The organism is Lewinellaceae bacterium, assembly GCA_020636105.1.
Lineage (GTDB): Bacteria > Bacteroidota > Bacteroidia > Chitinophagales > Saprospiraceae > BCD1.
In genome coordinates this window covers 1,274,897-1,301,069 of record JACJYL010000002.1, presented here as the reverse complement: position 1 = coordinate 1,301,069, position 26,173 = coordinate 1,274,897, and the positions used below count along the sequence as shown (strand labels likewise).

The window sequence follows — 26,173 nt, the reverse complement described above, 5'->3', positions numbered from 1 at the left end:
AAATGCTTAACCATGGTTGTTTTTTATGATTTATGATTAATCCTGTCGCCCAATCACATATGCACTAAACGCTTTATTTTTCTCTATTAATTTTGCATAAAAAGCCGTATTGGCGTAATTGTCTATGAGCATATTGTAATATTTGAAAGTCTGCTCCCCTCCACTGTGTTGGCGCATGTAGTAGTCGTTGCGCTCGCATTTGGAGGCCATAAAGGCAATTTTTGCATCCAGTTCGGGGTCTCTTGAAAGTTGCAGGGCCTTTTCAAAATAATACAATGCCCTGGAACAGTCGAAAAATTCCTTGTTTCCGTAAGGAGTGCCCGCTTCAGGAATGACGTCAGAACCGGTTTTCTGAAGGTAGTCCAGGCTGTTTTTATTGCGGGTATAATCGATTGTCTTCCAGCTGTAACTGTACCAGGTCATGTTGTACCAGGCGAGTCCGAGTTTATAGTAAAGCTGGGCGGTTTTGGTCGGGTCGGCTTCGATGATGGCGTCCTGCTCCAGCTGAATGAGTTGACGGATGAGTTCTCCTTTGTTATATAAAATGGAGGTGTCTGACAGGGCGCAGTCCGGACAGTCGTTCATGCGTTCCATAAAAGGATCAAAAAGCCCGTAGGCATCCCAATAGGTCTCATCAGGCATTTCCTGATAAACCAAAAGGGCTTTTTCCGGCTGAAACAGGCTCATGTATATATTGGCCTTCATATCCAGCAGATCGTTTTGGATGGTCGATCCGTCCGTTTTGAGAATCATCTGTTTTTCCATCAAACTTTTGTCAGGATCATAACAAATGCTTAGCAGGTTATCGACAATTTCCGGCTTGGGGTAAGGCCTAAGTTCGGAAATATCGCTATAACACAGGAAAGCTTTCGCATCATCGCCTTGTTTGGTGTAAAGGTAGGCCATCTTGTCGCGCAGAAAATCCTTAAAATCTGTATCATCCTTATAATGTTTTTCCTCGGTACGGATTTCGTATATCCTTTCTTCCTGGCTTTTATCCAGCTGTTCCATGGAAGAAATTTCAAGCACGAGATTCAGTATTTCCAACTGGTTTTTTAAGGTGTCATTGGAAACCATTTTACGGGCATCGGCAAAGGTTTTTTTAGCAAAATAATAATCGCCTGAAAGTAATTCCAGGTAACCTTCGGCAATTTTCCAGAAATCAGGATGAGCCAGATGATTGTCTTTCAAAAGGTCTCTCACAAAACCCTGAAGTTCGATTACCCTTTTATCGGCATTGGGCCGGGGAATGTTGAAATATTGTTTGTTCTGCGCTCTTTTGTCATTGAATTCATACCCCAAAAAATCCTTTTCAAGTTTTTTGATTTCCCGGACGAGCAGGTATTCCAGGTTCATATTTTGAGGATCGAGTTCGTAGATGCTCTTCATCTCTTCCACCAGGCGGCTGTTTTTACCCTGGGCACGGAGTACATGCAGCATGGCCTTCTCGTGGTCGCTTTGACACATACGGAGGCAGGTTTCCCATTCTTCATCCGTCCGGATATCAAAACTGAGGAAAGCCGCTTCCCGTTTTGAAGGGCATCGGTCAAAGATCTTTGAAAAAATATACGCTGCTTCCACCCGCTGGCCCAGCGCCTGCATGGCACCGGCGCGATGGCCTTCGATCCAGTCCTCAATGATACTGGGATCGTTGTCTAACTTGGGCATGAGGAAGTCATACAATTCCAGCACTAGGGTATATTTTTTGGCATAATGCGCCAGCCGGATGAGCTGATAAGCATAACGCAACTTGAAATAGTAAGACTTGGTATACAGGAATTCTTCCTTCCCTTTTTCAATCAAATCCAACATGGCTTCCACATCCAGTTCTTTGTCTTCCCAAGCTTTCTTTTTGGTCACATGAGGTTCACATCTTTTGGCAAAAATGAGGTATTTGACCGCCTCGTCGCATTTATTGCGGTAGAGGTATCGTGCAAAGGAATTGCCGGAGATTTTATCTCCCATAAAACTCAGGGTCAGGGAGGGGCTGTTTATGGCGTCGCGAAGATCTTGCAGGGTGGAAATATTTACCTTGTAAATGATGTAATACAGGTCATTCAGGCTCACCTTATTACAAAACCGCTCCCTCCATTCCGTAAGGTTGTCTTTGACCTGGGTGTTTTCGGCGTTGACATATTTTTCATAAACATCATTCATGTCCAAAAGGAAAGGCGCTAAGCCTTTTTCAGGATGAACGACCTCCGGGTTGAAAAAGTCATAACCATAAAATACCATGCCCTTGACCCCACAGCCTTTTGAAAATTGTTGAGGTACGATAAAAAAGGACAATGCGGCAAGCAGCATCCGGAAAGCAAAACGACGATGGCTTTTCATGAAAATTCGGGTTAATCACTAAATTTAAGCAAAATTTTTTCAAGTTGCTCAGCAGGAAACCGGTTTAAATTAAAAGTATCCAGGTGGTAAAAAGAGACCGTCAGTGACTCGGTGTTTCTTACTTTTTTCAATAACCCGACTGCCTCCATCAATCGATCGTAAGATACGCTTTCGAGGCGAATTTCATCGGCTTTGTACAGAAAATATCCCTGAAGGTAAGTACTTTTCAGGACCGTGAAATGCTTCTCCCCTGTTTTGACGAATCGCTGGGGATCGTTCAGCGATGTCGATTCCAGGTTGTTCGACAGGTGTACCAGTTTTCCCTCCCTGAAAATACACCCCCATTGAAATATGGGCAACGCCAGATCCATAGGCAAAGGATAGGCTCTTGGCGTGTCCAGGTAATTTGCCGCGGCATCCAAATTTAAAATCGAATTGGTTTCGAGATAATCATTGACCTCGCCCATATTATAAAACATGAGCATGACCCGGTCAACGGGGGGCACCCCGGTCGTTTGGGGATCGTGATACTGGTGAAGCCGCAGCGTAGTGGAGAGCCTGATGTTTTGACTTTCCAGAACGACTTTTAGAGCTTTCAACAACTTGAAATAGCTTTCCCTTGAGGTTCCCGTCCAGTCACAATCGATCTGTATCTCTGAAATACCTGGTGCTGGCAGCGGCGCGGAGAGCGACTGGATTTTTTTTAAAATATTATCTGCAAGGGAGGCTATCCCGGACTCCGGCAGGGCAATCATGACTTCATTGGTGACATAAACAACCGGGATAATTTCAAAGCCGTTTAACCCTACAGTATCCATTTCGACGATGGAGGCGGGAACAGCCGTCTTAGTTTCATTATCCCAGGTCACATCGAAATACCGGACATATAATTTCGTGCATTCCAGTTCACGGAGGTAATTCGATTCTTCTCTGAGCAGGGAAAGCTCTTGTTTCCAGTGATAAAAGGCTGGGGAGATGGAATGCTCCTGTGGCAAAGGCGAGCAGGAAAAACAACAATTTATTAGGATGAAAAAGATAAAATATGGGTAACGCCTCCTCATGATTGGTAAATCCCGTGTGAAACAGAATGAATTGATAAAAAGTTAGATTATTAGAGGAAGGGGGCCTGACTTGAGTAACAGGACAATTTAAAACGCCAATTTTGTCCAGGTACTGAAGGCAGCCCCCCTTACTTCTCTTTCAGCATCTAAAAGTCACGATATTCTAAAAGGTAACCTTTTTATGCCGGATAGTTTATTTCTCGGTCTTTTTGATCAGTTTGATGATGTCATCCGGATCAACAGCTTGCTGACCTTTTTTGAGTTGTTTTTCCGAGCCATTGGTAATTTCAGCCGTGTACAATACGCGGTTGCGGATAAACATGGCTATTTGCCCGTCCTCGTCCTTATTGTCATAACTTACAAAGGCTTTGTGGCCGTCAATTTCCGTGGTCCTCTCATATCCGTCATCTGTTTCTTTGTCAATATCAAGGCCCGTCCAGCCGGCCATGGCGTTGATTGCCAGCCCAATACCTGCTGCATCAACGATGGATAATTTCAGTTTGGCATCTCCGTCTTTATATTCGGCCGTTGCAATTGAAGTCTTCAGCCCTCCGAAGCCGGTTTTCTGGCTTTCGGCAGAAACGCGTTTGAACCCGCCGATGGAATTGGGAAAGAGATCCTTCAATTCACGGTGATCCACCACGGCAACCTCTTTGCCGTTATTCAATTGTTTTAAGGCATCCTGTAAATTATCCGCATTGATATTGATGTTCGTTTTTCCTTCATCGTCGTTTACACTGATGTTTATTCCTTTGTCATCTTCGCTTTGTGCTTCGGCTTCGTTCTTATTGTCTGAATTGGAGCATGCGGCCAGGAGGAAAGTTAAGATGGCCACAAAAGGCAAAATAAAAAGCTTGTTTTTCATCATTAGTATAATGGATTTGGTTAAAAAAAGTAGCGCAGACTTTATTCGGCGATATAGATCTGCCCATATGCCATTGGCGCTGGCATGAATCAATTTTATAAAAAATTTGATTGGGTTGTGCGCATATTTCTATGAAAAGGGGGAGATTTTCGTCAAAGGTCTTCTTTTTTATGCCGTTTAGGGTTTAAAGGCACCGGATCATGTCCGTGTGGTCCCCACGGATGGCATTTGAAGATGCGTTTTAACCCAAGCCAGATCCCTCTAATAACCCCCCATTCCAGGATGGCTCCTACCATGTAATGAGAACAGGTAGGCTGAAACCTGCATCTCGGTCCCAGCAAGGGCGAGATGGCCAATTGGTAAAATCTGATGGGAAGGATAAAAAGTTTTTTTAACAGCTCATTCATATGTACAATGGCTAAATTAATGGTTTCCCTTCAAAGCGCCTTGTGGGAAAACAAGGTAATAAATGAGGGCCGGTATTCAAAAAGCAAGTTTGTCCTCTGCCTTTCCTTTTTCAAACAAAAAAGAAGCTTCCTTGTTGTTCGGACCTTTGAAGATGATCACATTTTTTTGATCGTCGTAAATTTCCATGAGCAGATCGTTCCTGAAGCGGACTTCTTTCAATGGGGCCACTTCCGTGATTTCCAGGTAACACCAAACGCCCAAGAGGTCTTCGGAACTTTCTTTCCCAATAAACACGAAGGACTTCGCTTTGCCGTTCACTTCAAATTGCAAATGTTGGGCCAGGTAGCGAGCCAGGTAAGTTTCCGCCTTTTCTGCTTCTTTTTCGGTACACAGGAATAACTTATCCGCTCCCTGGGCACGCAGGGCGGCCTCCAGATCGTCGAGGAAAATGAACTGGCTTACCTGTATTGCCTTTTCACGTTGGTTATAATCGATGAGACATTTGCCGATATGGTATTTGTGGAAAACATCCGGAGCCACTGTGGGGTGGTTTTTTCCGGGAAAAATAAACAACAACAAAAGAGCCAGATTAAAAAGTTTCATATTTTAATTTTATCACAAATCCATTAATCTTTCTATGATCATTTTTGCTGAAAACAGGGCGGCTATTCCGGAGACGCCCCAATTCCAATAGTTCTGTCTTACCTTGAACAGCCGGAAGGATAACCCGGCAAGCACTAGAATTATTGCAATGATGATGACCTGTCCTGCTTCTACTCCCAGGTTAAAGGCAAATAATTGTAAAATAAAAGCCTTCCCGTCTCCGGGCAGGGCTGTGGCCCGGAAGAAATTGGAAAATCCCATCCCGTGGATCAGCCCGAAAAGGGCCGCAAAACCATAATTAATTGACATCCGTTTACTATTTATCATTTTTTTGTCTCCGGAATGAAACAAGATGTTAAAGAATGCCGTAAGTAAGATAGTGACGGGAATGAGAATTTCCACCGCCGCAGGAGAAAAGTGTAAGATGTCCAAAGCCGCCAGGGCCAAAGTTAGGGAATGTCCCAGGGTAAAAGCCGTGGCCAGTAAAATAACTTTTTTCCATTCGGCGATGCGGTAAACGGCGCACAGGGCTACGAGAAACAGGATATGGTCATAACCCGCCAGGTCGAGGATGTGCTTAAATCCGAGCTCGAGGTAAATATTGAATATGGAGTTCAATGTTTTTTTTTGTAAATGTAGGAATAATTAAAAAATCAGATAGAGGGGCAATGTTAAAATAATAAAAAGTCTGGATTAAATTTTTTAGATCAGGCTGTTTTTTGGAATAAAAAAATTATTTTTACACATTATCCTTTCGCAAGGAATATTAGGGGCGATAATCTAATACAACACATACCAATCCAACATTTTCCAACGGCATTTTCATTGCGTCGGGCTTCGGCCTGACTTGGGCGATATATTTATTATTTCTAAAAAACTCAAATATTTATGAGACACCTCTATTTTGTTTTCATGGCCATTGTATTCAGTACAATTGGACTCAACGCGCAAACGACCTTAGGTCCCGGTGATCTGGGAATTACTGGTTTTAATTCTGACAATCCAGATGAAGTTGCCCTGGTGGCGCTGACTGACCTGGCTCCCACCACCGAGATCAGGATCACGGATAATGGCTGGAAAGCCGATAATACTTTCCGCACCGGGGAGGGATTTATGGTCATCCAACTTAACCAGGAGGTGGCTTGTGGCACTACTTTATTACTTACAGCTTCTGATATTCAGAACTTAAGTACCTTGGTTTCCGTGGGGAGTGTTAGCGGAACCAGTATAGCTCTGGCCGCAGATGGAGATCAAATTCTTGTTTACCAGGGAGACAATGCTTCGCCTACATTTATTACCGCGATCAATTTTCAAAATACCGAATGGCAGGCTGATGCGACGACTTCCAATGATTCGGCTCTGCCGCTGGGTTTGACTGAAGGCACGAATGCCTTTGCTCTGGCAGAAATTGATAACAGTGCTTACAACTGTAGCACCACCTCTGGAACGGCAGCTCAAATTCTGGCGGCTATTTATACCCAGACTGCCTGGGCGGGTGATAATGTCAATAGAGTTACTTTATCTGACTGTGGGTTCTCTGTCACCGGCTGCGGTGGCGGTGGAGGAGGAGAAGGCTGCGGAACGCTTTTCTTCTCTGAATATATTGAAGGAAGTGGTAACACAAAGTGCCTTGAGATCTACAATCCAACAGGAGCTGATGTAGACCTGGCAGCGGGTGGATACGCCATAAAACTGTATTCGAATGGTTCCTCTTCTGCAAATACGTTTAATTTGTCCGGCACTTTGGCGGCTGGCGATGTTTTTGTCTTCTGTGACGATGGTGCTGCTGCCCAATTTTTGGCCGTCGCCGATCAGGTGACGACCTCCAACCTATGGAACGGTGACGATGCCATAGAACTGGTCAACAGTTCGGGTACCCTTGATATTATCGGAAGCATCGGCAATGACCCCGGTTCACAGTGGGGTGTTACTGCGACCAACGAAACCGCGGATCAAACCCTGGTTCGTAATTCAAATATCTATCAGGGCATTACCATTAACCCGAACCTTCCCGGTGCCACGGGTTTCCCGACTTTGGATACTGAATGGACGGAATATCAGAATAACTATTCCGGAGATTTAGGCACCCATACTTTCGACGGCTGTCCGGCCCCTGCGGTATGCAATATTGATAATATTTTCATGGAAATTATTTCCGGTTGTGATGATAACGGCACCATAAACATCTATGATGATTATGCAACGGCAAAAGTAGTCGTTATGATCACCGATGCTCCGGCTACAGGAAATTTGGTGTTGACAGGAGATGTTTTGGGCAATCCTTCTATTCCTGTCGGCAGCATCATGGGCAATATGGCCCAGTTTGTTGTACAAATTCCTGCTGATGGAGGCGCGGTTTCTGTTTCTGCTTATTTCAGTGACGAGCCTTCCTGCGCCCTGCTCAACAGCAATGCTGCCACGGCTCCGGAAGCTTGTTCCAGTGTGCCTGATTGTGCTTACCCGTTCTTTTCTGAATACATAGAAGGATCAGGAAACAACAAGTGTCTCGAAATTTACAACCCGACAGCTACCGATATCAACCTGGATGATTACCATATTGAAATTTATTTCAACGGGAGTACCTCGGCAGGCAATACCATAAATTTCGCCGAAGGTGCTGTTTTACCTGCGGGCGGAACTTACGTCGTGTGTAGTCCGGCTGCGGATGATGCCTTTTTGGATCTGGCAGATGAGGCCACAGGGGGAACTTCCTGGTTTAATGGTGACGATGCTGTGGCCCTGGTTGCAGAGGCCATAGAATCTGAGGAAGTGATCATTGATGTTATTGGCCAGATTGGCTTTGATCCAGGTACCCAGTGGACAGGTCCAGGCATTTCTACCTTAAACAGGACCATCAGAAGAATGCCGTGGATTCAGGCGGGGGATAATAACGGCACCAATGCCTTTGATCTGAGTGCGGAATGGGAAGGTTTTGATATCAATACCGAGTACGGTCTGGGATATCATGGTTCAACCTGTTTGCCACCCGATGTGCCTTTTGGCTGGAACCCATTCAATATCGGATGTGAGGACGGCAGCTTCTCTTATGATGAAAGCTCAGATGAGTGGACATTAATTTCCAATTGTTTTAACCCTGATGCAGCACAGGATGATCTGACGTTCGCTTTCCAGGATAAATGTGGCGATGTTGAGCTTAGCGCTAAATTAGAAAGCATCACCGGCCTGGGACAGGCGGGATTGATGTTGAGGGAGTCTACTGCTCCAGGATCCAAATACGTTTGGATTTATAAAACAGGAGGCAATACCGTTCACTGGGCCATTAGAAAGGCTAATAATACTGCGCCTCAGGTGTCAAGCAAATTTGCGTTAGGCAAGCAATGGCTCAAGATCAAACGTGTTGGAAACCTCTTCACCGGATATACCTCCTCTAACGGGGTTATTTGGAAACTGGAATTCCAGTCGTTTGTTTATATGAGTGAATGCCTGTTCGCTGGTCCTGCTGTGTACAGTAATGTGGATTATGCCAGCACAACGGCCGTTTTCAGTCATGTGAGCTTCGGTAACGAAGCCATGATGCAAACTACAGCCCTCAATGAAGGTCCGGAAACGGCTATTGGAGTCAATGTTGACAGGGATGGGCAGCCATCTTTAGCTTTGCCTGAACTGGCTGATGAATCCATGGTACAGGAAGTGACCCTGCACCCGAATCCTGTAGCCAACTGGTTGGAAGTAGCTGTTCCTGAAAACTTTGGGGAAGAAATTTTCATCAGCATTGTGGATATGAATGGAAAAGTGATCTTCACGGATCGTTTTGAAGACCAGGTTACGCGTCTTGAACTGGATATTGCTGCCTTGAACCTTAGTGAGGGAGCTTATCTGTTGAATTTGAGATCAGCCACTCAAAATGTCACTAAACGTTTTGTGAAAACGAATTAATTTATTTTTTCGATAGATAAAGAAGAGGTTCCGGTTCGTCCGGGGCCTCTTTTTTATTTTTATTCCACCGAAAAACCACCGTCTAAGACGGTGGTCATGGATGTAGGCTCTGCCGGTAAAAAGTATTATCTTGTGGAATGGCAAAGATAAAATACCGGAAATTGGCACATACGGTATACCATTGTAATTATCATATCGTATGGACGCCAAAATATCGCTTTCGAATGCTCCGAGATCTTCTAGCGGATTACATGGAGGATAAAATAAAGACTATATGTGAATGGAAGGATGTAGAAGTAATTGAATTAAATATACAACCTGATCACATACACCTGGTCTGTTCTATCCCTCCAAAACTAAGTATATCTGATTTCATGGGAATCCTAAAAGGAAAAACAGCAATAGCCATGTTTAAAAGTTTTCCCAGTTTGAAGAAAAAGCCATATTGGGGCAATCATTTTTGGGCGAGAGGCTATTTCGTTAGCACAATAGGAATAGATGAAGACAAAATAGTCAGATACGTAAAATATCAAGAAGATAAAGAACGAGCACAAGAAAACGATCGCAAAGATTTCACCCTCTTTTAGAGGTTATCCCCCTTTGGGGGTATTGTTTTATCTAAGCCACCACCTCTGGTGGTGGTCGTTTACTTATTCGGCAAAATCTTTTATCTTGCCCTCCTCAATTAACGATTTTAAAAAAATAACCTATGCGAAAATTATTGCCACTTGTCCCTGTATTTTTCCTATTGACCTCGTGTGGTACCCAAAAGGGGAGTCAGGAAGTTGTCATCGAAGATCGGTACAGCATGAATATTCCTGCCTTTCTGGAAAGGACCACCGATCTCAATGAAGACGCTTCTCTTCAGTATCAGAACATTTCCCAGGAACTCTACATTATCGTTATCGATGAAAGTGTTGAAGAATTTAGGATGGCCCTGGTTGAAAATGGCCTGGATAGTCTTTACTCCTTTGATCTTCAGGGATACAGCGACCTGCTGATGCTGGGGATTAACATGGAATTGGGGCAGTTTGAAGGGAATGACTTTGAGGAGAGGACCATCAACGGGCTGAGTGCCAGGGTGCTGCAAATGGATGCTGTTTATGATGAAATGGATATCCATTACAAATTCGCCTATCTGAAAGGCACTGATCATTACTACCAGGTGATGACGTGGTGTACCGCAGCCGAAAAAGAAAAACATAGGCAGGTGATGGAGGATATGATCAATTCGTTCAGGGAGATTTAAAATGGAAATAAGGCCGGAGCGATTTGAGCGCAGGGCGCCGCAGGGACGAGGACAGCAAGGGATAGGAGTGATAGCGGATAGCCCGGTGCCCAGCGTAGCGCAGGCATGATGCATGATCTGGGAGCCATTCGATTGGCTGATGCACCGGGAAGAAAACCAGGTAGTTTTTACTCTGCCGGGTTGATATTGAAAATAGTCACGTAAAGATCATAGAGGTCGGGAAGCACTGTTTTGAAGGATTGTGGGAAATCAAAAAACAGGACAATACTGACGGCCAGGGGGGTGATATCGTCGATGTTCATGTATTTGAAAATAGCTTCTTTTTTGAACCCGCTAATTTCATGTAATCGGTCCCAGGTGTCTTCGTCTAATTCGGGCCAGGGTTCGGTGGGATAGCTTTCGATAAAGACTTTTGCGTATTCGTGGAGTCCGACATTGAAGTATTTGTGGGGGTCGATGAAACCAAACATCAAATGTTCCGCGGAAAACATGATGACTCCGTCGTGATCGTAAATCTCAGAAGGATGGATATTACGCGGGTACTGAGGTGAGGGGAATGCTTTGGGATATACGATGATGTGTTCATAATCGGGGAAAAGGAAATTTTCTTTTCCAAAAGAGATCTGCACTGCACAGGCGGCGGCCACCCCTTGTACGTCGGTGGGTACTTTTTCGAAGACCATGGGCATGAAATCTGCTGCTTTCATGTAAAGGGACACCCGGTCGCGGAATTTTTGTTTATTTTCCACGGATAAGTTTTGATAGAATCTATGGTTTTTTTGTAGGAAGAGTGCGAGGGGTTTTGGCAGTTTTGGCGGTTTACGCTTAAACCAAAACCAGTTGATCTGCGGGCTCAATACATAAAATATGACGAGGATGATGATGAAGGGGACTATATATAGGGCATAAGAAGGGTCATCAAATGTCTTGTACAAATAATAAATGGCTCCGATAATGAAAGGTGCTGCGGCAAATCTCCAGGGCGATGACATATAGTGATGGTTTAATTTTAATAAAATGAAGGTGCAAAATACGTTTTCCCGGGTAAAAGGGATAAACTCCCGAAAAGTATACAACAAAAAATTCCTGCTTCCCGGTTTAAAATTTTGGTAGGCGGGTGACTGGAGAACTTTATTTTCGGGGCTTTTGTTATGATTGGCGAGGGATTTTAAAAATAAAGTAAACTTTTATTAAATTTTTTTCCCTGACTATTGTGAAAAATAAAAAATAGGGCTAAATTTGCAACCGCTAAATAAATAAGGCAGAAAAAGAATTGACGAAGGACGTTTTTGCTTTGTTTATTTTGCGGATGGTGCGGTAGCTCAGTTGGTAGAGCACAGGACTGAAAATCCTGGTGTCGGCGGTTCAAACCCGCCCCACACCACAAACAAAAAATCAAGATAAATTCTTGATACTTAAAAAATTAAGCCAAGTCGATAGACTTGGCTTTTTTAGTTTAAAGAATCTTGGGTACAACATAGGTACAACAAATTACATTTTTCTCCAACCTTTCTTTGTTTGTCGACGTCTTGGTCGATTTTTTTTAACATCATCTTAAATTTTTTTGACGGATATAATAACGTTTTTTGGAAGTACATTTATATAATCTTCCTCGTTGCATTCGCATTGACGTTGTGCAAATACCTTTTCGTTCAAATCCTCATTGAGCTCCTTAGCCAATAACAGAGGAAGTAAATAATAATTTTTTTGATTGGCCGTTCAAAGTCGCCGATTTTACCTTCCAATAAATGGTCAGAATCTACATCCATTTTCTTTGAGAAAACTACTTTCTTTAAGGATCTCATTTAAATAGGAATTATCGTCGCATTTTATTGCTTGCTTTTTCAATGTTTTCAGGAAGAGTATTGTTGTAAAGTGCAAGAAGTATTTTATATTTAGAATTGAAATATATGGTTTGAATTTTTTTTTATCGGCTTTGAAAAGGTTGTCACGAACCATAAAAATTAAAAACATGGGGAAAGGTGATTTAAAAACAAGGAAGGGCAAAATACATAATGGAAGCTATGGGAAGCACTGGCCTAAGCCAAAGAAAAAAAATACAAATTCTCGAGGAACAGTTGATGATAAAAAAGGATTCGAGAAAACCATTAGACAAATCTCTTTTTTTGCTTTTTTATTTGGAATGAAGAATTCAAAAATAAAAGTTGAAGAAATAGGGGTAAATAAATTAAAAACAGAGATCTTTTTTAAAAAATGTCATGAAGGGTGGGCTATCGCTCAACAGTTAATAATATTTGAAATACTTGAAATTGAAAAAGATCAAGAATCTCTCAAAATTAAATTAAAAGAATACCGTAGGGAAAGAAAAAAGGATTTTGAAAAGAAAGTCCGGCAAAAAATTAATTTTTCAAAATTTAAAACTAATGTTTTAAGAAGCATAGGAAGTGCAATTGGTTGTACGATTTTGGGAGGAGCGACTCATTTAATCAGAAGGTTGTATCTTGAAGAACTCCCTCCAACTTTATCGACATCTAATCTAGGTTCAGTTATTAGGAAAGTGGATGAAATTAACGAAAACAATCCATTAGAATTTGCTTTAATCGCCGATATTACAAATTTCATTCAAATTGGAGATATCTTATATAAGGGAGAAGATTTTGTACAACTTATAGAAATGAAAGAAGGACAAAAAAATATTGAAGCAAAAAAAATAATAGATAACCTCAAAAAAAATAAAAAATCTATCGAGGAGATAGATAGTGTGGTTAAGGATAAAAAAATGGGGAAACAAGTAAAACGAATGTTTAGACAGATAGAGAAAGGAAATAGAGTTGTAAAGTTAATTAAGAATGATAAAGGTATTGACCCATTAAGAGGAGTCGAAATGAAATTACTCGATTCGGAATTTCCTTACGAAGATTATCATATGGAATTGATTGAGTTGATTGAGAAATGCAATAGGGAACACCATGCCTACAATGTTATTGAAGATTGCGTATTAATTGGAGCTTATTCGCATGAGCATAAGTTTAAAGGTAAATATATATTGGAGGCATTAATAAAACAATTCACAGGTAAAAATTATCCAGTTACAAACTATATTCGATTAATTTCAATTCCGACTGTTCAACCAATTTTTTCAAAACCATTTGGAATAAAAGATACGATCAACATTATTTTTGACAGAATAAGAATTAGCCTTTGTATTGACTTTGATAAATTAATTGGAATATTCAATGCTTTTGGAGCAGAAGCAAATTGGTTAACGACAAAACAAACTCAAAGAATAAAAGAATATAGTGGAAGTAGTCACGGAATATTTACATTCAAGAATCAAGCAATTTTAATAAAATATAAAAATGAGGAGAGATGTTTAGGGAATGGAATAGTTGCAAGAATTTTATTTGATAATCAAAAGCCAACATCAGCAGTTGGGATGTTGTTGTCTGCGATAAAATAAATTAGAAAGAGAACAAAGCTAATTTGTCTTTCAAGGTAAATTTTAAATTTAATGTAAATGGAACCTTCAAAAATAAGTAAAATAGGCCCTCTATGGAAAATTGAAGGAGGGGATATTTTTTTACACCCTTTTAAAAGTTACCCTCTGAATGAATTTAATCCCGATTTATCGCTAAAAGCAGACACTCCACTACTTTTACAAGTCAAAGAATGGGCAAATAACTGGTATGATAAATTTCCTGATTGTTGTTCAACTCATCAAAAATTTAAATCATTACCAAAATTTTCAAAAAAAAATTATTCATTTATCCCTGGGCAAATCATTAATAATTTACAATATTTTGCACATTGTTTAGAATATTACTTTGGAGAAGATAATTGGTTTGAAGAAGTAACAGAATATTTGGATTATTTGAATAAAAGTTTTGGTACTCCAGAAGTTGGTGGTTACATATTTGAATCAGCTCTTAGACTTTTAATTGAAAATATTAAGCTCGATAATAAAGAAATTACTGATGATGATAAATTACTATTGTTAGAGTTTCTTGAACCCCATCAACCTGAATATGATATTAAAGAGAGAGATTTGGTGCTTTTGTATCAAACATTTCAAAAATGGCTTGAGGCAATGCCTGATTTTGGAATGTTTACAGTTTATAAAGAGAAATTGACAGGGAAAGTTCCAATGAATATTTTTGCGTGCGAAGTGAAGTTTAATAAATATTTGAGAGAGACGTATATGAGGATGAGAAGTAGAAAAGAACTTTTAGATTTTTTACGAGAACTTACTGATAAGCATTTAAAAGAAATCAATATTTTAATACAAAATCGAGAAATTACTGTAATCGAAGACAAGGAAGGCTTGATTGAGGCTGCAGAGAAAAGATTGAAATTAGGACATGCTATGCTTTTTAAATCTGATCATACAAAAGAGGAATTTGAATATTTAGGTTTAATTGAGCAGTGGCTAAATAAATTAATAGAATACTATGGTACTGTAAACCAATACACAATTAGGGAAATTAATGAAATAAAAAATAATATTCAAGAGATTAGAACAAATACAACTGATGTTCTCTCAAATACAGATTTAATAAGGTTGGAAATCAGCTCCTTGGTATCTACAAGAAAACCAAATAAATGGATCGATACCAATCTGATAGAAAAAATAATTCCTGAGATTGACAATGAGGTTGAAAATGATCGAACTTCTTATGAAGAAATGGAAGATATTTTGAAAGATTTGAAAAAGTATTTTGAAAAAATTTCTAGTAAGCATATTGATACTAATAAGATCAATAAAAGACTGAGAAGTGGAGATGTATCAATCAAACATAAGCTTAAATTTTCTATACCTTTATTTTTATTCACACGATACGAAGTAGAATTAGAAGTAAGTGATAAACAAAAATTACCAAAAACATTAAAAGAGGTAAAAGAACTACTTATTTCAACATAACTTGGTTTTAATTTTTTTTATGATAAGAATTAATTCCCAAAAGATGGAAAAGGTAAAAGAGTTACTTAGTTATGGCGATTTAAATCTATCTAAAATTGTATTCCAAATGAACTATAGTAGTTCCACTTACCCTTGTTTGAATACCAGACTTGACACCTTAGTTTACAAGAATATTCACAAGGTAGATTGTAAATATCGGCATGAATTATAAGGTAAAAAAGTATAAATCCCAAAGGGTTTAGAAATTAGTAATGTCAAAATTTTATAAATTATTCACAAAATTGTGTAAATTGCATTGTAGCTAAAGTTATAACTTTGCAATACGTATTATAAATAAATGAATCAAATCAGTAATACATATCGTTTAATAGCCTTATCCATGGCGCTCTTAATGTTTGCAACAACATTGAGTTTTTCTATTGATATGCACTACTGTAATGGAGAACTTCAATCCATTTCCTTGTTTGGAATCGCTGAAAGTTGCCAAGTACAACAAGAAGCAGAGCATGCGAGTAAGGATCATGCAACTCATCAGCACAAACATGAACACAAGAAAGACTGTTCTAATGAAAAAAAGGACTGTTGCGAAAACCAAACCCTTCATGTGGAAGCTGACATTGATGACCAGGTTCAGTCTCAAGATTTTATTCAGAATGCGCAGCTACAGCAATTTGTCGCTGTTTATGTAAGCATATTTTTTGTAAATAATGCTTACACATTTGAAGAAGAAACGCCTTCACAGGCTTTCTACAAACCACCTTTGATATCGAGGGATATTCCTATCCTTGTCGAATCTTTCCTTTTATAACATATACTTTTTAGTGGTTCTTTCCTGACATCTTAGGAGGGGGTCTAATGCCGTGCGCATTATGGTATCTTTTACTAAAATTATCCCTCTTCAAGGATAACATTGCTGAAAGATATTCAAGAAATGGTCACCACGTCTTTACAAACCTGTGGTGATTAAAATTTAACTGGCAACCTATAATAAAATATTTACGATCATACTTTGATCGATAGAGCTTTAATTGATAGGATAGTCAAATGGATTAGAAAAGTATTTGTTATATGTTAAATAGAATTATCCGGTTTTTTCTTGAGAATAAACTTGTAACCTGGCTACTGCTTGGTATGTTTCTCAGCTGGGGTATAGTTACTGCACCCTTTGATTTCGGTGTAAATTGGCTTCCCCGTGATCCCGTTGCCGTAGATGCCATTCCTGATATTGGGGAAAATCAACAAATTGTTTTCACCAAATGGATGGGACGTTCTCCACAAGATGTAGAGGATCAGATTAGTTACCCAATGACAACGGCGTTACTTGGAATTCCCGGAGTAAAAAGTATTCGAAGTAACTCCATGTTCGGGTTTTCCAGTATTTACGTCATTTTTAAGGACAACGTCGATTTTTATTGGAGTCGAAGTAGAATTTTAGAAAAACTCAATTCCCTTCCCGCCAATACGCTCCCTTCCGGTGTGCAACCCACATTAGGCCCTGATGCTACTGCTTTAGGGCAGATATATTGGTATACCCTAGAAGGAAGAGATTCAGAAGGAAACCCAACGGGAGGTTGGGATCTTCAGGAACTGCGATCTATTCAGGATTTTTATGTGAGATATGGACTTTCTTCAGCCGATGGAGTTGCAGAGGTTGCCTCCATTGGAGGATATGTTAGGGAGTATCAGATTGATGTGGATCCAGATGCCATGAAGGCTAATAATATCAATCTTGAACAAATAATGGCTGCCGTTAAAAATAGTAATCTCGACATTGGAGCACAAACCCTCGAGATCAATATGGTGGAATATTTTGTAAGAGGCTTGGGGTACATCAAAAACACGGAGGATATTGAAGAAAGTGTTGTTGCCGTAAATAATAATGTTCCTATAAAAATTAAGGATGTGGCCAGGGTACACCTGGGGCCCGAAACAAGACGAGGGGCGTTGGATAAATCAGGAGCGGAAGCCACCGGAGGCGTTGTGGTAGCCCGTTATGGTTCTAACCCAATGCAGGTTATCGATAATGTAAAAGCAAAGATTAAAGAAATAGAACCAGGGCTTCCACAAAAAACGTTAGCTGATGGCACGGTGTCTCAGGTTAAAATTATTCCCTTTTACGATAGGACACAATTAATCAATGAAACGCTTGGCACCCTTCAGGAAGCGCTCACACTTGAAATACTTATTACAATTATAGTAGTCATTTTGATGCTGCTAAATTTGAAATCTTCTTTACTTGTTTCAGGAACGTTACCTCTTGCTGTTTTAATGGTTTTTATTGCTATGCGATACTTTGGTGTTGATGCTAATATTGTAGCCTTATCCGGTATTGCCATTGCCATTGGAACAATGGTTGACATGGGAATTGTGCTTACGGAGAGTATGCTTATCCGAATGAAGGAAGCACCCCCTGATGAAAGCTTATTGACCTCAATTTATGAAGCAACCATCGAGGTAGCTTCAGCGGTATTAACGGCTGTAGCTACAACGATTGTGAGTTTTATACCCGTATTTGCGATGGAGGCAGCCGAAGGTAAATTGTTTAGGCCACTGGCCTTTACAAAGACATTTGCTTTAACTGCTTCCATTATTGTTGCCATAACCATTCTGCCTGCGATGGCGCACTCTGTTTTTTCAATCAAATCCAAAAGGGAATGGACAAGGTATGTTGCCAACCTCTTATTGATTGGAGGCGGTGTATGGTTATCTATTTCCTTCAATGTGAATCTTGGAATATTGGCCATATTTATTGGCGTAATGGAATTAGCCACGATCGGAATAAAAAAATTAGTATCCGAAAGAACAGTCGAAACATTCAATATCCTTAAGAACATCTTTTATGGAGGTATGGTAGCTTATTTACTGGCTCATGAATGGATGCCACTGGGCGTAAATAAAAGTGTTTTCGCCAACTTCATTTTTGTTGCGGGGATTTCAGGAATACTTATCGGATTTTTTTACATAATCATATATTTCTACGAAAGCATTTTAAGCTTTCTACTGCGAATCAAACTACTCTTTTTACTGATTCCCGTTGTCCTGGTTTATTTGGGCGTTAGAATTATGCAAAATACGGGACAAGAGTTTATGCCGTCTTTAGATGAGGGATCTTTTCTGTTAATGCCAACAGCCATGCCGCATTCAGGTATGCAGGAAAACCTAAAGAATGTTCGGCTTTTGGATATGGCGGTTACTGCAATTCCCGAGGTAGAATCAGTTGTTGGAAAACTGGGAAGAGTCGAAAGTCCACTCGACCCAGCTCCCATCTCCATGTATGAGAATGTTATTCTGTACAAATCAGAATACAAAACCGATGTAGATGGACACCGGATACGATTCAAAGTAGACGAAAACAGGGCGTTCATTCGGGATGAAAACAATGAATTAATCCAGGATGACCGGGGACAGTATTTCAGGCAATGGAGGGATCACATCAAAAACCCTGATGATATTTGGAATGAGATAGTAAAAGTAACAAGACTACCAGGTGTTACTTCCGCTCCAAAATTGCAACCCATCGAAACCCGCCTGGTGATGCTTCAGACAGGCATGCGGGCCCCCATGGGTATAAAGGTCTATGGCTCAGATTTAAAAACCATAGAAGACTTTGGTATCAAATTGGAGAAATATCTCAAGGATGTAAATGGCGTTAAAGATGTTGCCGTTTTTGCTGACCGAATAGTTGGGAAACCATATTTAGAGTTAGAAATAGATAGGAATGCTATCAGCCGTCATGGTTTAACAGTCAACCAGGTTCAGCAATATATCCAGGCAGCGGTAGGGGGAATGAAGATGACTGAAACAGTTGAGGGTAGAGAAAGGTATCCCGTTCGAATTCGATATCCTCGGGAATTACGTGATGATCCTGACGCAATAAATAAAGTCTTGTTACCATCTAAATCAGGTGGACAAATACAGTTAGGAGAATTGGTTAAGACCCATTTCGTTCAAGGTCCACAATCCATAAAAAGTGAAGATGGCTTTTTGGTAGGTTATGTACTTTTCGATAAGGAACCCGGATATTCAGAAGTGGAAGTTGTTAATGAGGTACAGGATTACTTCTCATCAATAATTCAATCAGGTACGTTAGAAGTGCCTCCAGGAATTAGTTACAAATTTGCCGGGAACTTTGAGCAACAGGAAAGGGCGAGTAAGCGCCTTAGTATTGTGGTGCCGATTGCCTTACTCATTATCTTTTTGATTCTGTATTTTGAATTTAAGTCGGTGCTGGTCACTTCCATGGTATTTTCGGGCGTATTTGTAGCCTTTGCTGGAGGGTTTATCATGATTTGGCTTTACGGGCAGCCATGGTTTCTTGATTTTTCAGTTCTGGGGACGAATATGAGAGACTTACTAGGGGTTCATACATTGAACTTAAGCGTTGCTGTTTGGGTAGGCTTTTTGGCTCTTTTTGGCATAGCTACCGATGATGGAGTGCTTGTGGCTACTTTTCTGCGCGATAGTTTTAAAAGAAACAAACCTGATTCTGTCGAAGGAATTAGAGCTGCTGTAATTGAGGGAGGGAAACGGCGCGTGCGTCCAGCTATGATGACTTCAGCGACAACAATTTTAGCTTTATTACCGGTTTTGGCCTCCTCTGGTCGTGGATCAGATATTATGATTCCAATGGCGATTCCTTCTTTTGGAGGAATGGTGTTGGCCGTGATTACAATGTTTGTGGTACCGGTATTGTATTCCTCCATGGAGGAAATTAAATTGAAAATATTTTCGAAAGGTTAAAACAGGTAATAGTTATTTTAAAAAGAACTGGATAATGTTATTACCACTGTAAGAAAAAGTAAAAATTCATGAAATATTATATGTTTCTGTTTGTCTTAATATCTCTTTTTATACCTCTAAAAATGAGTGCACAATCCCTGCAGGAATTATTGGGGGTGGCAGAGCTTAACAACTATGAGCTTAGAGCGCTTGAAGATGAATATTTAGCCGCTTTGGAAAAAGCACCCCAAGTCAGTCAATTACCTGATCCTGAGGCGAGTTTAGGGCTATTTTTATTGCCACCGGAAACTCGTTTAGGGCCACAAAGGATTGCCTTGGGAGTTTCACAAATGTTTCCGTGGAAAGGGACGCTAGAAGCCCGGGAGGTTGTTGCGCTTAGCAATGCTCAGGCGAAATACCAGCGGATTGCAGCAGCAAAACTAAATCTATTTTATCAGGTCAAATTAGCGTATTTCCAATTATATGAGTTAGAAGAAAGCAAGGAGATAATTCGAAGCAATATTCAGATATTCAAAGCTTTGGAATCCCTTACGCTTATAAAAACTGAAAGCGGAAAGGGTAATCTATCTGATGTCCTTCGGGTACAAATAAAACTCCAGGAGTTGGATCAGCAATTGAAAATTATTGATAATCAAAAAACAAAAGCACTTGCAGAGCTTAACCAGGTACTCGGCCGACCAGTAGATGTAAATGTTCGGATAGTAGGTGGATTTTCGAGAGCTGAAATGTTATTCAATAAAGACAGTTTGGCTAATAATATCAGGCAAAATCATCCGATAGTAAAGATGTTTTCTATTCAACAGGAAAGTGCTCAAAATGAGATTGAACTGAATGTTTTGAACGGAAAACCATCTTTTGGAGTAGGTATGGATTACATCATGGTAGGGAAACGCAGTGATGCTTTTCCAGAAAATAATGGCAGGGATATTTTGATACCTAAAGTTAAAGTCAAAATACCTCTGTATCGTAAAAAATACACAGCCAAAGCTCAGGAAGAAAAATTAAAAATCGCAGCGCTTGAGAATCGTAAAGAAGATGTACAGTTGAGATTTTTATCCAGTATTGAAAAAGCATATGCAGACTATGAAGATGCTGTTTTAAAACTGGAACTCTATCAAAAACAAATTGCTACGACAAAAGTGGCCATTAATATTTTGCAGGAAACTTACAGTAATTCCGGAAGTAGTTTCGACGAATTGCTTCAGTTGGAAAATGATTTAGTCAATTACGATTTGAAAATTCTGAAAGCTGTTATGAAAAGTCATATCGCCAAGGTTTCTGTTGAAAGATACATATTGTAATCAAGTCGAGAATCAATAATTAACTTAAAAACTTACCCTACTTTCAAAGGTAGGAATCAAAATAATATTATGAAAAGTTCAAAATCAATATTGTTTATTTTACTTGCTATGGTAGTGGGAATAGGCATTGGTTACCTAGCCTTCAATTCTGCCAATATGGATAGTTCAACTAATGATCAACATGACCATTCTAAAGAGGCGCAGGAAAAAGCAACCATTTGGACCTGTTCTATGCACCCTCAAATTCAACAACCTGAACCAGGGGATTGCCCCATTTGTGGGATGGAGTTGATCCCATTAGATAATAGCAGTTCTTCCAATGATCCTCTTGTACTTGAAATGACAACAGAAGCTATTAAATTGGCTAATATCCAAACGACGATTATTGGAGAGACGAGTAATCCTGAAAAAACAATTTTGCTAAATGGTAAGATACAGGCAGATGAAAGGCGCTCGTCAAGCCAGGCCGCACATATTCCTGGTCGAATCGAACAGCTGTTCATCACTTTTACGGGTGAACGAGTGGCAAAAGGACAAAAGTTGGCTGTAATATATTCTCCGGAATTGGTGGCTGCTCAACAAGAATTATTAGAAGCTTTAAAGTTTACAAGTATTAATCCGAGCTTAGTTGAGGCAGCAAGAAAGAAGCTTCAATTTTGGAAAATACCGATAAAAGACATTGAAACTATTGAGAAAAATGGAGAAATCATGGAGACTTTCACCATTTATGCAGAAATGAATGGAGTAGTATCAAATCGTAGAATTTCTGTAGGAGATTATGTTAAAACAGGGCAAGTTTTATTTGATATTATCAATCTGAATAAGTTATGGGTCTTATTTGATGGTTATGAAGAAGATCTGGCCAATATCAGAATTGGGGACAGGGTAGAATTTACTACTCCTGTACTTCCGAATAAAACATTTCAAACACGAATTGAATACATTGATCCTATCATCAACCCAAAAACCAGGGTTGCTGCCTTGCGGGCTGAAATTAATAATAACTCAGGGATTCTAAAGCCAGAAATGTTCGTAAGGGGGGAAATAAAAGCAAGTCTTTCATCTGATGAAAAATTGATGGTTCCTAAATCGGCCATTTTATGGACCGGTAAGCGTTCGGTCGTTTATGTGAAACTGCCAGATATGGAAATTCCTTCTTTTAAGTATAAAGAGGTAGAACTTGGAACTTCTCTAGGAGATAGTTATATGCTTGAAAGTGGTCTGGTCGCAGGGGAGGAAATAGTAATTCATGGAAACTTTGCAATTGATGCAGCGGCACAGCTCAATAACCAGCAGAGTATGATGAATAAAGTGGTAACGACGAAAGGAGACTCCCAAATAATTTCCTCTATTCCTGATTATACAACGACAACACCTTTAGGTTTCAAAGAACAATTAAATAGCCTGGTACAAGTCTATTTCGAATTAAAAGATGGATTTGTGGCCACAGATGCTAAGATTGCTGCAACCGCAGCTCAAGCTTTTTTGAATCAGCTTGAAAAAGTTGATATGAGCTTATTAAAAGGAGAGGCACATATGTACTGGATGGAGCAATTGGAAGGGATGACAGGCCATGTTGAGCAAATCAAAAAGAATAACGAAGTTGAAGATCAACGAACCCAATTTGCCTTTCTATCTCAGTTGATGATTCAAACATTGGGAGCTTTTGGGTATGACGGAGATAAGCTATATATCCAACATTGTCCTATGGCAATGAACAACGAAGGGGCTGATTGGATAAGTAAAGAGGAACAGATAAAAAATCCTTATTTCGGAGACAAAATGATGAAATGCGGTAGTGTCACAGGAACTTTTCCGATGGAAATGGAAACCACTATTTCCACCACTCAAAATTCTATGAAATTTCACAATCATTAATTATATAAAAACAATAGATCATGAAGATTTTAAAAATCAGTGCATTTTTTATTGCGTTAATCGCAATTACAATTAGTCTTTCTTCTTGTGGAGGAAGTAATGCCAGCGACGGTCATGATGACCATTCACACGACAAAATGGAAATGAATGATGCCGACCATGAACATGCTGATCACCAGGATGGCACCGAAATGAAAGGCGATATGACTGAGACGCATGCTTGTCCTATGCATCCTGATATTAAAGGGAAAGAAGGGGACAAGTGCTCGAAATGCGGTATGGATTTAGAATTAATTGATAAAGATGATCATGATGGTCACAGTCATTAGGAATCAATTTATTAAAAAACATTATTTAACTAAAAAACAATTTAAAATGAATTATTTAAAAATTTCACTGAGTGTATTGGCACTCGTACTTATGGGTTTTTCTGTAAACGCTCAAGGTTGTTGTGGTTCAAAGGCGAAAAAGGGAGCTAGTTGTGAGTCATCAACATCAAAGGTAGATAACGCTTCCAGTTCAATTGATGAAATCACAGGAGCAGCGATGACATCTAGTTTCAATGGACAAAAAGCATCTTTCAAAGTTTATGGAAATTGCGGTATGTGTGAAAACAGAATTGAAGGGGCACTTAAAAATGTAAAAGGGATTCAATCAGCTGACTGGGATGTAGATACCAAAATGATGGCTGTCCAATTCGATAATGAAGTTATCAGCCTGGACGAAATCAAAAAGAAAATAGCTGATGTTGGTCACGATACTGATAAATTTCAAGCGAAAGAGGAAGTATACACCAATTTACCTGGCTGTTGCCAATATGATCGAGCCAAAGCATAAACTTACGTCCATTGCGGAGAGGAGGAGGAAACTCCCCTCTCCAGCTTTAAGCATTGGGATATTAATTAACCACAATTGAAATAAGAATGGACCATTCACAACACCAACATCATAAGATGAATAATCACGGAAGTCATGGTAACCCATCCATGGGTGCCTCAGGGCATGATCATCATAGAATGATGATTGAAGATTTTAAAAAACGATTTTGGGTATCACTTATTTTGTGCATTCCTATTGTTATTCTGGCGCCCATGATCCAGGAATTGTTAGGATACCAATTTGATTTTACAGGCCGGGATTTAGTGGTTTTTCTATTGTCAAGTATTGTTTTTTTCTATGGAGGCTTTCCTTTTTTGAAAGGATTTTTTAATGAAGTAAAAGGAAAAACCCCAGGGATGATGACCCTGATCTCCTTAGCTATCATTACGGCCTATGCCTATAGTGCAGCCGTAACTTTTGGACTTGGGGGTAAAACATTTTTTTGGGAATTGGCGACGCTAATCGTGATCATGTTATTGGGACATTGGATAGAAATGAAATCTATTTTAGGGGCCTCCAAAGCACTTGAAAAATTAGCAGACCTAATGCCAAGTGTGGCACATATTATTCGAGAGGATGGTGAAATGGAAGATGTGGCTACTCAAAATTTAAAAAAAGGAGATATCATTCTCATAAAAGCCAATGAAAAAGTCCCTGCCGACGGGAAAGTAGTAAAGGGTACCACTTATGTCAATGAATCAATGCTCACAGGGGAATCAAAACCCATAGAGAAAAAGGAAAATGATTACCTGATTGGAGGGTCTATTATTGGAAGTTCGTCGTTAAACGTAAGAGTTGAAAAAACAGGGGAAGATTCTTATTTGAGCAACGTGATTAAAATGGTTAAAGAAGCACAGGCTTCTAAATCCAAAACCCAAAACCTAGCTAATAAAGCTGCTAAGTGGCTTACCTATATTGCTATTATTGCCGGAGGGGTAACGCTTACCTATTGGCTATTAGATGGCAAGCCATTTGTTTTTGCCTTGGAAAGGATGGTAACGGTTTTGATTATCGCCTGTCCTCATGCCCTTGGATTAGCCATCCCGCTGGTAGTGGCCATCTCCACTTCCATTTCGGCAAAAAATGGTTTACTGATCAGGAACAGAACGGCTTTCGAAGATTCCAGGAAAATATCAGCCATTGTATTTGACAAAACCGGAACATTGACAAAAGGGGAGTTTGGTGTAACCAGAATCGAATCAAAATCAACTGATCACGACAAAGTTCAACTAATTCAAATGGCCGCCGCCCTGGAACAAAATTCAGAACATCCCATTGCACAAAGCATTGTAAGATACGCCAAAAATGAAGCTTTGGATATTCCTCAGGTTGACAATTTCGAATCTATTACAGCAAGAGGGGTTAAAGGCACGATAAAAGGAAAGCAAGTTAAAGTGGTTAGTCCTAAATTTCTGGAAGAAAACAAAATCAGCCTTCCGTCCGATGCCTATTTGAATGCAGCCGAAACCGTCATCTTCATAATTATTGATGATGTCCTGGCTGGATTTATTGGATTGGCCGATGAGATCAGAGCAGAATCTGAACAAGCAGTCAAAACCTTACAAAAGAATAATATTAAAGTTTTCATGGCTACCGGAGATAATAAGATAGTGGCCAAAGCGGTCAGTGAGTCACTGAAACTTGATGGTTATTTTGCAGAAGTTTTACCCCATCAAAAGGTAGAAATTATTGACGACTTAAAAAGCAAAGGACACATCGTTGCCATGACAGGAGATGGTGTAAATGATGCACCTGCATTGGCCAAAGCAGATATAGGCATTGCAATAGGATCGGGTACGGATGTAGCCAATGAAACCGCTGATATTATATTGGTCAACAGCAACCCAAAAGATATTTCCAACCTGATATTATTTGGAAAAGCTACTTACTGGAAAATGGTTCAAAACCTGATTTGGGCTACCGGATATAATGTCATTGCAATTCCCCTGGCAGCAGGAGTCTTATACCCGGCTTTCGTTTTAACCCCTGCCATTGGAGCCGTATTAATGTCTTTAAGTACAGTGATAGTGGCCATTAATGCCCAGTTGTTGAAATTGAAATTAAGATAACCTGGATAAT

At 39.9% G+C, this 26,173-nt stretch carries 19 protein-coding genes and 1 tRNA gene; 13 read left to right on the top strand and 7 right to left on the bottom strand.

Annotated features, from left to right (window positions below; genetic code table 11):
• Window positions 1-36: 36 nt before the first annotated feature.
• The 6 genes from H6571_22270 to H6571_22245 all read right to left on the bottom strand — a co-directional run bounded on the left by H6571_22270 (window position 37) and on the right by H6571_22245 (window position 5,889).
• Window positions 37-2,334 carry a hypothetical protein gene (locus tag H6571_22270; GenBank protein ID MCB9326480.1) on the bottom strand — a complete coding sequence of 766 codons (2,298 nt, stop codon included), beginning with the start codon at window positions 2,332-2,334 and terminating at the stop codon, window positions 37-39.
• A gap of 11 nt (window positions 2,335-2,345) precedes the next feature.
• The gene (locus H6571_22265) at window positions 2,346-3,395 is read right to left on the bottom strand and encodes a hypothetical protein (GenBank protein MCB9326479.1); all 1,050 of its coding nucleotides are present in this window, start codon (window positions 3,393-3,395) and stop codon (window positions 2,346-2,348) included.
• Window positions 3,396-3,588: 193 nt separating this feature from the next.
• A complete protein-coding gene (locus H6571_22260; protein MCB9326478.1) occupies window positions 3,589-4,263 on the bottom strand; it encodes a hypothetical protein in 675 nt (224 codons plus the stop codon).
• A gap of 149 nt (window positions 4,264-4,412) precedes the next feature.
• Window positions 4,413-4,667 (bottom strand): membrane protein insertion efficiency factor YidD, encoded by a 255-nt coding sequence (gene yidD, locus H6571_22255; GenBank protein ID MCB9326477.1) that lies wholly within the window; start codon window positions 4,665-4,667, stop codon window positions 4,413-4,415.
• Window positions 4,668-4,743: 76 nt separating this feature from the next.
• Window positions 4,744-5,271: a hypothetical protein gene (locus H6571_22250; protein ID MCB9326476.1), complete on the bottom strand. Its 528-nt coding sequence runs from the start codon at window positions 5,269-5,271 to the stop codon at window positions 4,744-4,746.
• 12 nt (window positions 5,272-5,283) lie between these two features.
• Entirely contained in the window at window positions 5,284-5,889 is a 606-nt protein-coding gene (locus H6571_22245) for a HupE/UreJ family protein (protein MCB9326475.1), read from the bottom strand.
• Between the two features lie 270 nt (window positions 5,890-6,159).
• Here H6571_22245 and H6571_22240 point away from each other — a divergent pair, with 270 nt between their 5' ends.
• From H6571_22240 to H6571_22230, 3 genes are all read left to right on the top strand, one after another.
• Complete coding sequence (locus tag H6571_22240; GenBank protein ID MCB9326474.1) at window positions 6,160-9,168, top strand: lamin tail domain-containing protein; 3,009 nt, start codon at window positions 6,160-6,162, stop codon at window positions 9,166-9,168.
• 137 nt (window positions 9,169-9,305) lie between these two features.
• The gene (tnpA, locus tag H6571_22235) at window positions 9,306-9,755 is read left to right on the top strand and encodes an IS200/IS605 family transposase (protein ID MCB9326473.1); all 450 of its coding nucleotides are present in this window, start codon (window positions 9,306-9,308) and stop codon (window positions 9,753-9,755) included.
• 122 nt (window positions 9,756-9,877) lie between these two features.
• Entirely contained in the window at window positions 9,878-10,417 is a 540-nt protein-coding gene (locus H6571_22230; GenBank protein ID MCB9326472.1) for a hypothetical protein, read from the top strand.
• Window positions 10,418-10,584: 167 nt separating this feature from the next.
• On the opposite strand, the gene H6571_22225 is transcribed toward H6571_22230, so the two are convergent.
• On the bottom strand, window positions 10,585-11,409 hold the full coding sequence (locus H6571_22225; GenBank protein ID MCB9326471.1) for a zinc-dependent peptidase: 825 nt from the start codon (window positions 11,407-11,409) through the stop codon (window positions 10,585-10,587).
• A gap of 319 nt (window positions 11,410-11,728) precedes the next feature.
• Between H6571_22225 and H6571_22220 the strand changes: the two genes are divergently transcribed.
• From H6571_22220 to H6571_22175, 10 genes are all read left to right on the top strand, one after another.
• Window positions 11,729-11,801: transfer RNA gene (locus H6571_22220), tRNA-Phe, on the top strand.
• A gap of 588 nt (window positions 11,802-12,389) precedes the next feature.
• Window positions 12,390-13,838, top strand: coding sequence for a 30S ribosomal protein THX (locus tag H6571_22215; GenBank protein MCB9326470.1), 1,449 nt, complete (start codon window positions 12,390-12,392; stop codon window positions 13,836-13,838).
• Window positions 13,839-13,895: 57 nt separating this feature from the next.
• The gene (locus tag H6571_22210) at window positions 13,896-15,296 is read left to right on the top strand and encodes a hypothetical protein (GenBank protein ID MCB9326469.1); all 1,401 of its coding nucleotides are present in this window, start codon (window positions 13,896-13,898) and stop codon (window positions 15,294-15,296) included.
• Window positions 15,297-15,633: 337 nt separating this feature from the next.
• Window positions 15,634-16,104, top strand: coding sequence for a hypothetical protein (locus H6571_22205; GenBank protein MCB9326468.1), 471 nt, complete (start codon window positions 15,634-15,636; stop codon window positions 16,102-16,104).
• A 260-nt stretch (window positions 16,105-16,364) separates the two neighbouring features.
• The gene (locus H6571_22200; GenBank protein ID MCB9326467.1) at window positions 16,365-20,036 is read left to right on the top strand and encodes an efflux RND transporter permease subunit; all 3,672 of its coding nucleotides are present in this window, start codon (window positions 16,365-16,367) and stop codon (window positions 20,034-20,036) included.
• 68 nt (window positions 20,037-20,104) lie between these two features.
• Window positions 20,105-21,337, top strand: coding sequence for a TolC family protein (locus H6571_22195; protein ID MCB9326466.1), 1,233 nt, complete (start codon window positions 20,105-20,107; stop codon window positions 21,335-21,337).
• A 69-nt stretch (window positions 21,338-21,406) separates the two neighbouring features.
• The gene (locus H6571_22190) at window positions 21,407-23,215 is read left to right on the top strand and encodes an efflux RND transporter periplasmic adaptor subunit (protein MCB9326465.1); all 1,809 of its coding nucleotides are present in this window, start codon (window positions 21,407-21,409) and stop codon (window positions 23,213-23,215) included.
• A 20-nt stretch (window positions 23,216-23,235) separates the two neighbouring features.
• Window positions 23,236-23,544 carry a hypothetical protein gene (locus tag H6571_22185; protein MCB9326464.1) on the top strand — a complete coding sequence of 103 codons (309 nt, stop codon included), beginning with the start codon at window positions 23,236-23,238 and terminating at the stop codon, window positions 23,542-23,544.
• Window positions 23,525-24,052 carry a heavy-metal-associated domain-containing protein gene (locus H6571_22180; GenBank protein ID MCB9326463.1) on the top strand — a complete coding sequence of 176 codons (528 nt, stop codon included), beginning with the start codon at window positions 23,525-23,527 and terminating at the stop codon, window positions 24,050-24,052. Before H6571_22185 ends, H6571_22180 begins: the two co-directional genes overlap by 20 nt.
• A gap of 86 nt (window positions 24,053-24,138) precedes the next feature.
• Entirely contained in the window at window positions 24,139-26,163 is a 2,025-nt protein-coding gene (locus H6571_22175; protein MCB9326462.1) for a copper-translocating P-type ATPase, read from the top strand.
• The last annotated feature ends 10 nt before the right edge of the window (window positions 26,164-26,173 follow it).

Coding starts and splice junctions, on each gene's coding strand:
- H6571_22190 (MCB9326465.1), top strand. CDS start 21,407: ATGAAAAGTTCAAAATCAATATTGTTTATTTTACTTGCTATGGTAGTG.
- H6571_22195 (MCB9326466.1), top strand. CDS start 20,105: ATGAAATATTATATGTTTCTGTTTGTCTTAATATCTCTTTTTATACCT.
- H6571_22185 (MCB9326464.1), top strand. CDS start 23,236: ATGAAGATTTTAAAAATCAGTGCATTTTTTATTGCGTTAATCGCAATT.
- H6571_22225 (MCB9326471.1), bottom strand. CDS start 11,409: ATGTCATCGCCCTGGAGATTTGCCGCAGCACCTTTCATTATCGGAGCC.
- H6571_22270 (MCB9326480.1), bottom strand. CDS start 2,334: ATGAAAAGCCATCGTCGTTTTGCTTTCCGGATGCTGCTTGCCGCATTG.
- H6571_22200 (MCB9326467.1), top strand. CDS start 16,365: ATGTTAAATAGAATTATCCGGTTTTTTCTTGAGAATAAACTTGTAACC.
- H6571_22215 (MCB9326470.1), top strand. CDS start 12,390: ATGGGGAAAGGTGATTTAAAAACAAGGAAGGGCAAAATACATAATGGA.
- H6571_22250 (MCB9326476.1), bottom strand. CDS start 5,271: ATGAAACTTTTTAATCTGGCTCTTTTGTTGTTGTTTATTTTTCCCGGA.
- yidD (MCB9326477.1), bottom strand. CDS start 4,667: ATGAATGAGCTGTTAAAAAAACTTTTTATCCTTCCCATCAGATTTTAC.
- H6571_22180 (MCB9326463.1), top strand. CDS start 23,525: ATGATGGTCACAGTCATTAGGAATCAATTTATTAAAAAACATTATTTA.
- H6571_22175 (MCB9326462.1), top strand. CDS start 24,139: ATGGACCATTCACAACACCAACATCATAAGATGAATAATCACGGAAGT.
- H6571_22205 (MCB9326468.1), top strand. CDS start 15,634: ATGAATCAAATCAGTAATACATATCGTTTAATAGCCTTATCCATGGCG.
- H6571_22210 (MCB9326469.1), top strand. CDS start 13,896: ATGGAACCTTCAAAAATAAGTAAAATAGGCCCTCTATGGAAAATTGAA.
- tnpA (MCB9326473.1), top strand. CDS start 9,306: ATGGCAAAGATAAAATACCGGAAATTGGCACATACGGTATACCATTGT.
- H6571_22230 (MCB9326472.1), top strand. CDS start 9,878: ATGCGAAAATTATTGCCACTTGTCCCTGTATTTTTCCTATTGACCTCG.
- H6571_22260 (MCB9326478.1), bottom strand. CDS start 4,263: ATGATGAAAAACAAGCTTTTTATTTTGCCTTTTGTGGCCATCTTAACT.
- H6571_22265 (MCB9326479.1), bottom strand. CDS start 3,395: ATGAGGAGGCGTTACCCATATTTTATCTTTTTCATCCTAATAAATTGT.
- H6571_22240 (MCB9326474.1), top strand. CDS start 6,160: ATGAGACACCTCTATTTTGTTTTCATGGCCATTGTATTCAGTACAATT.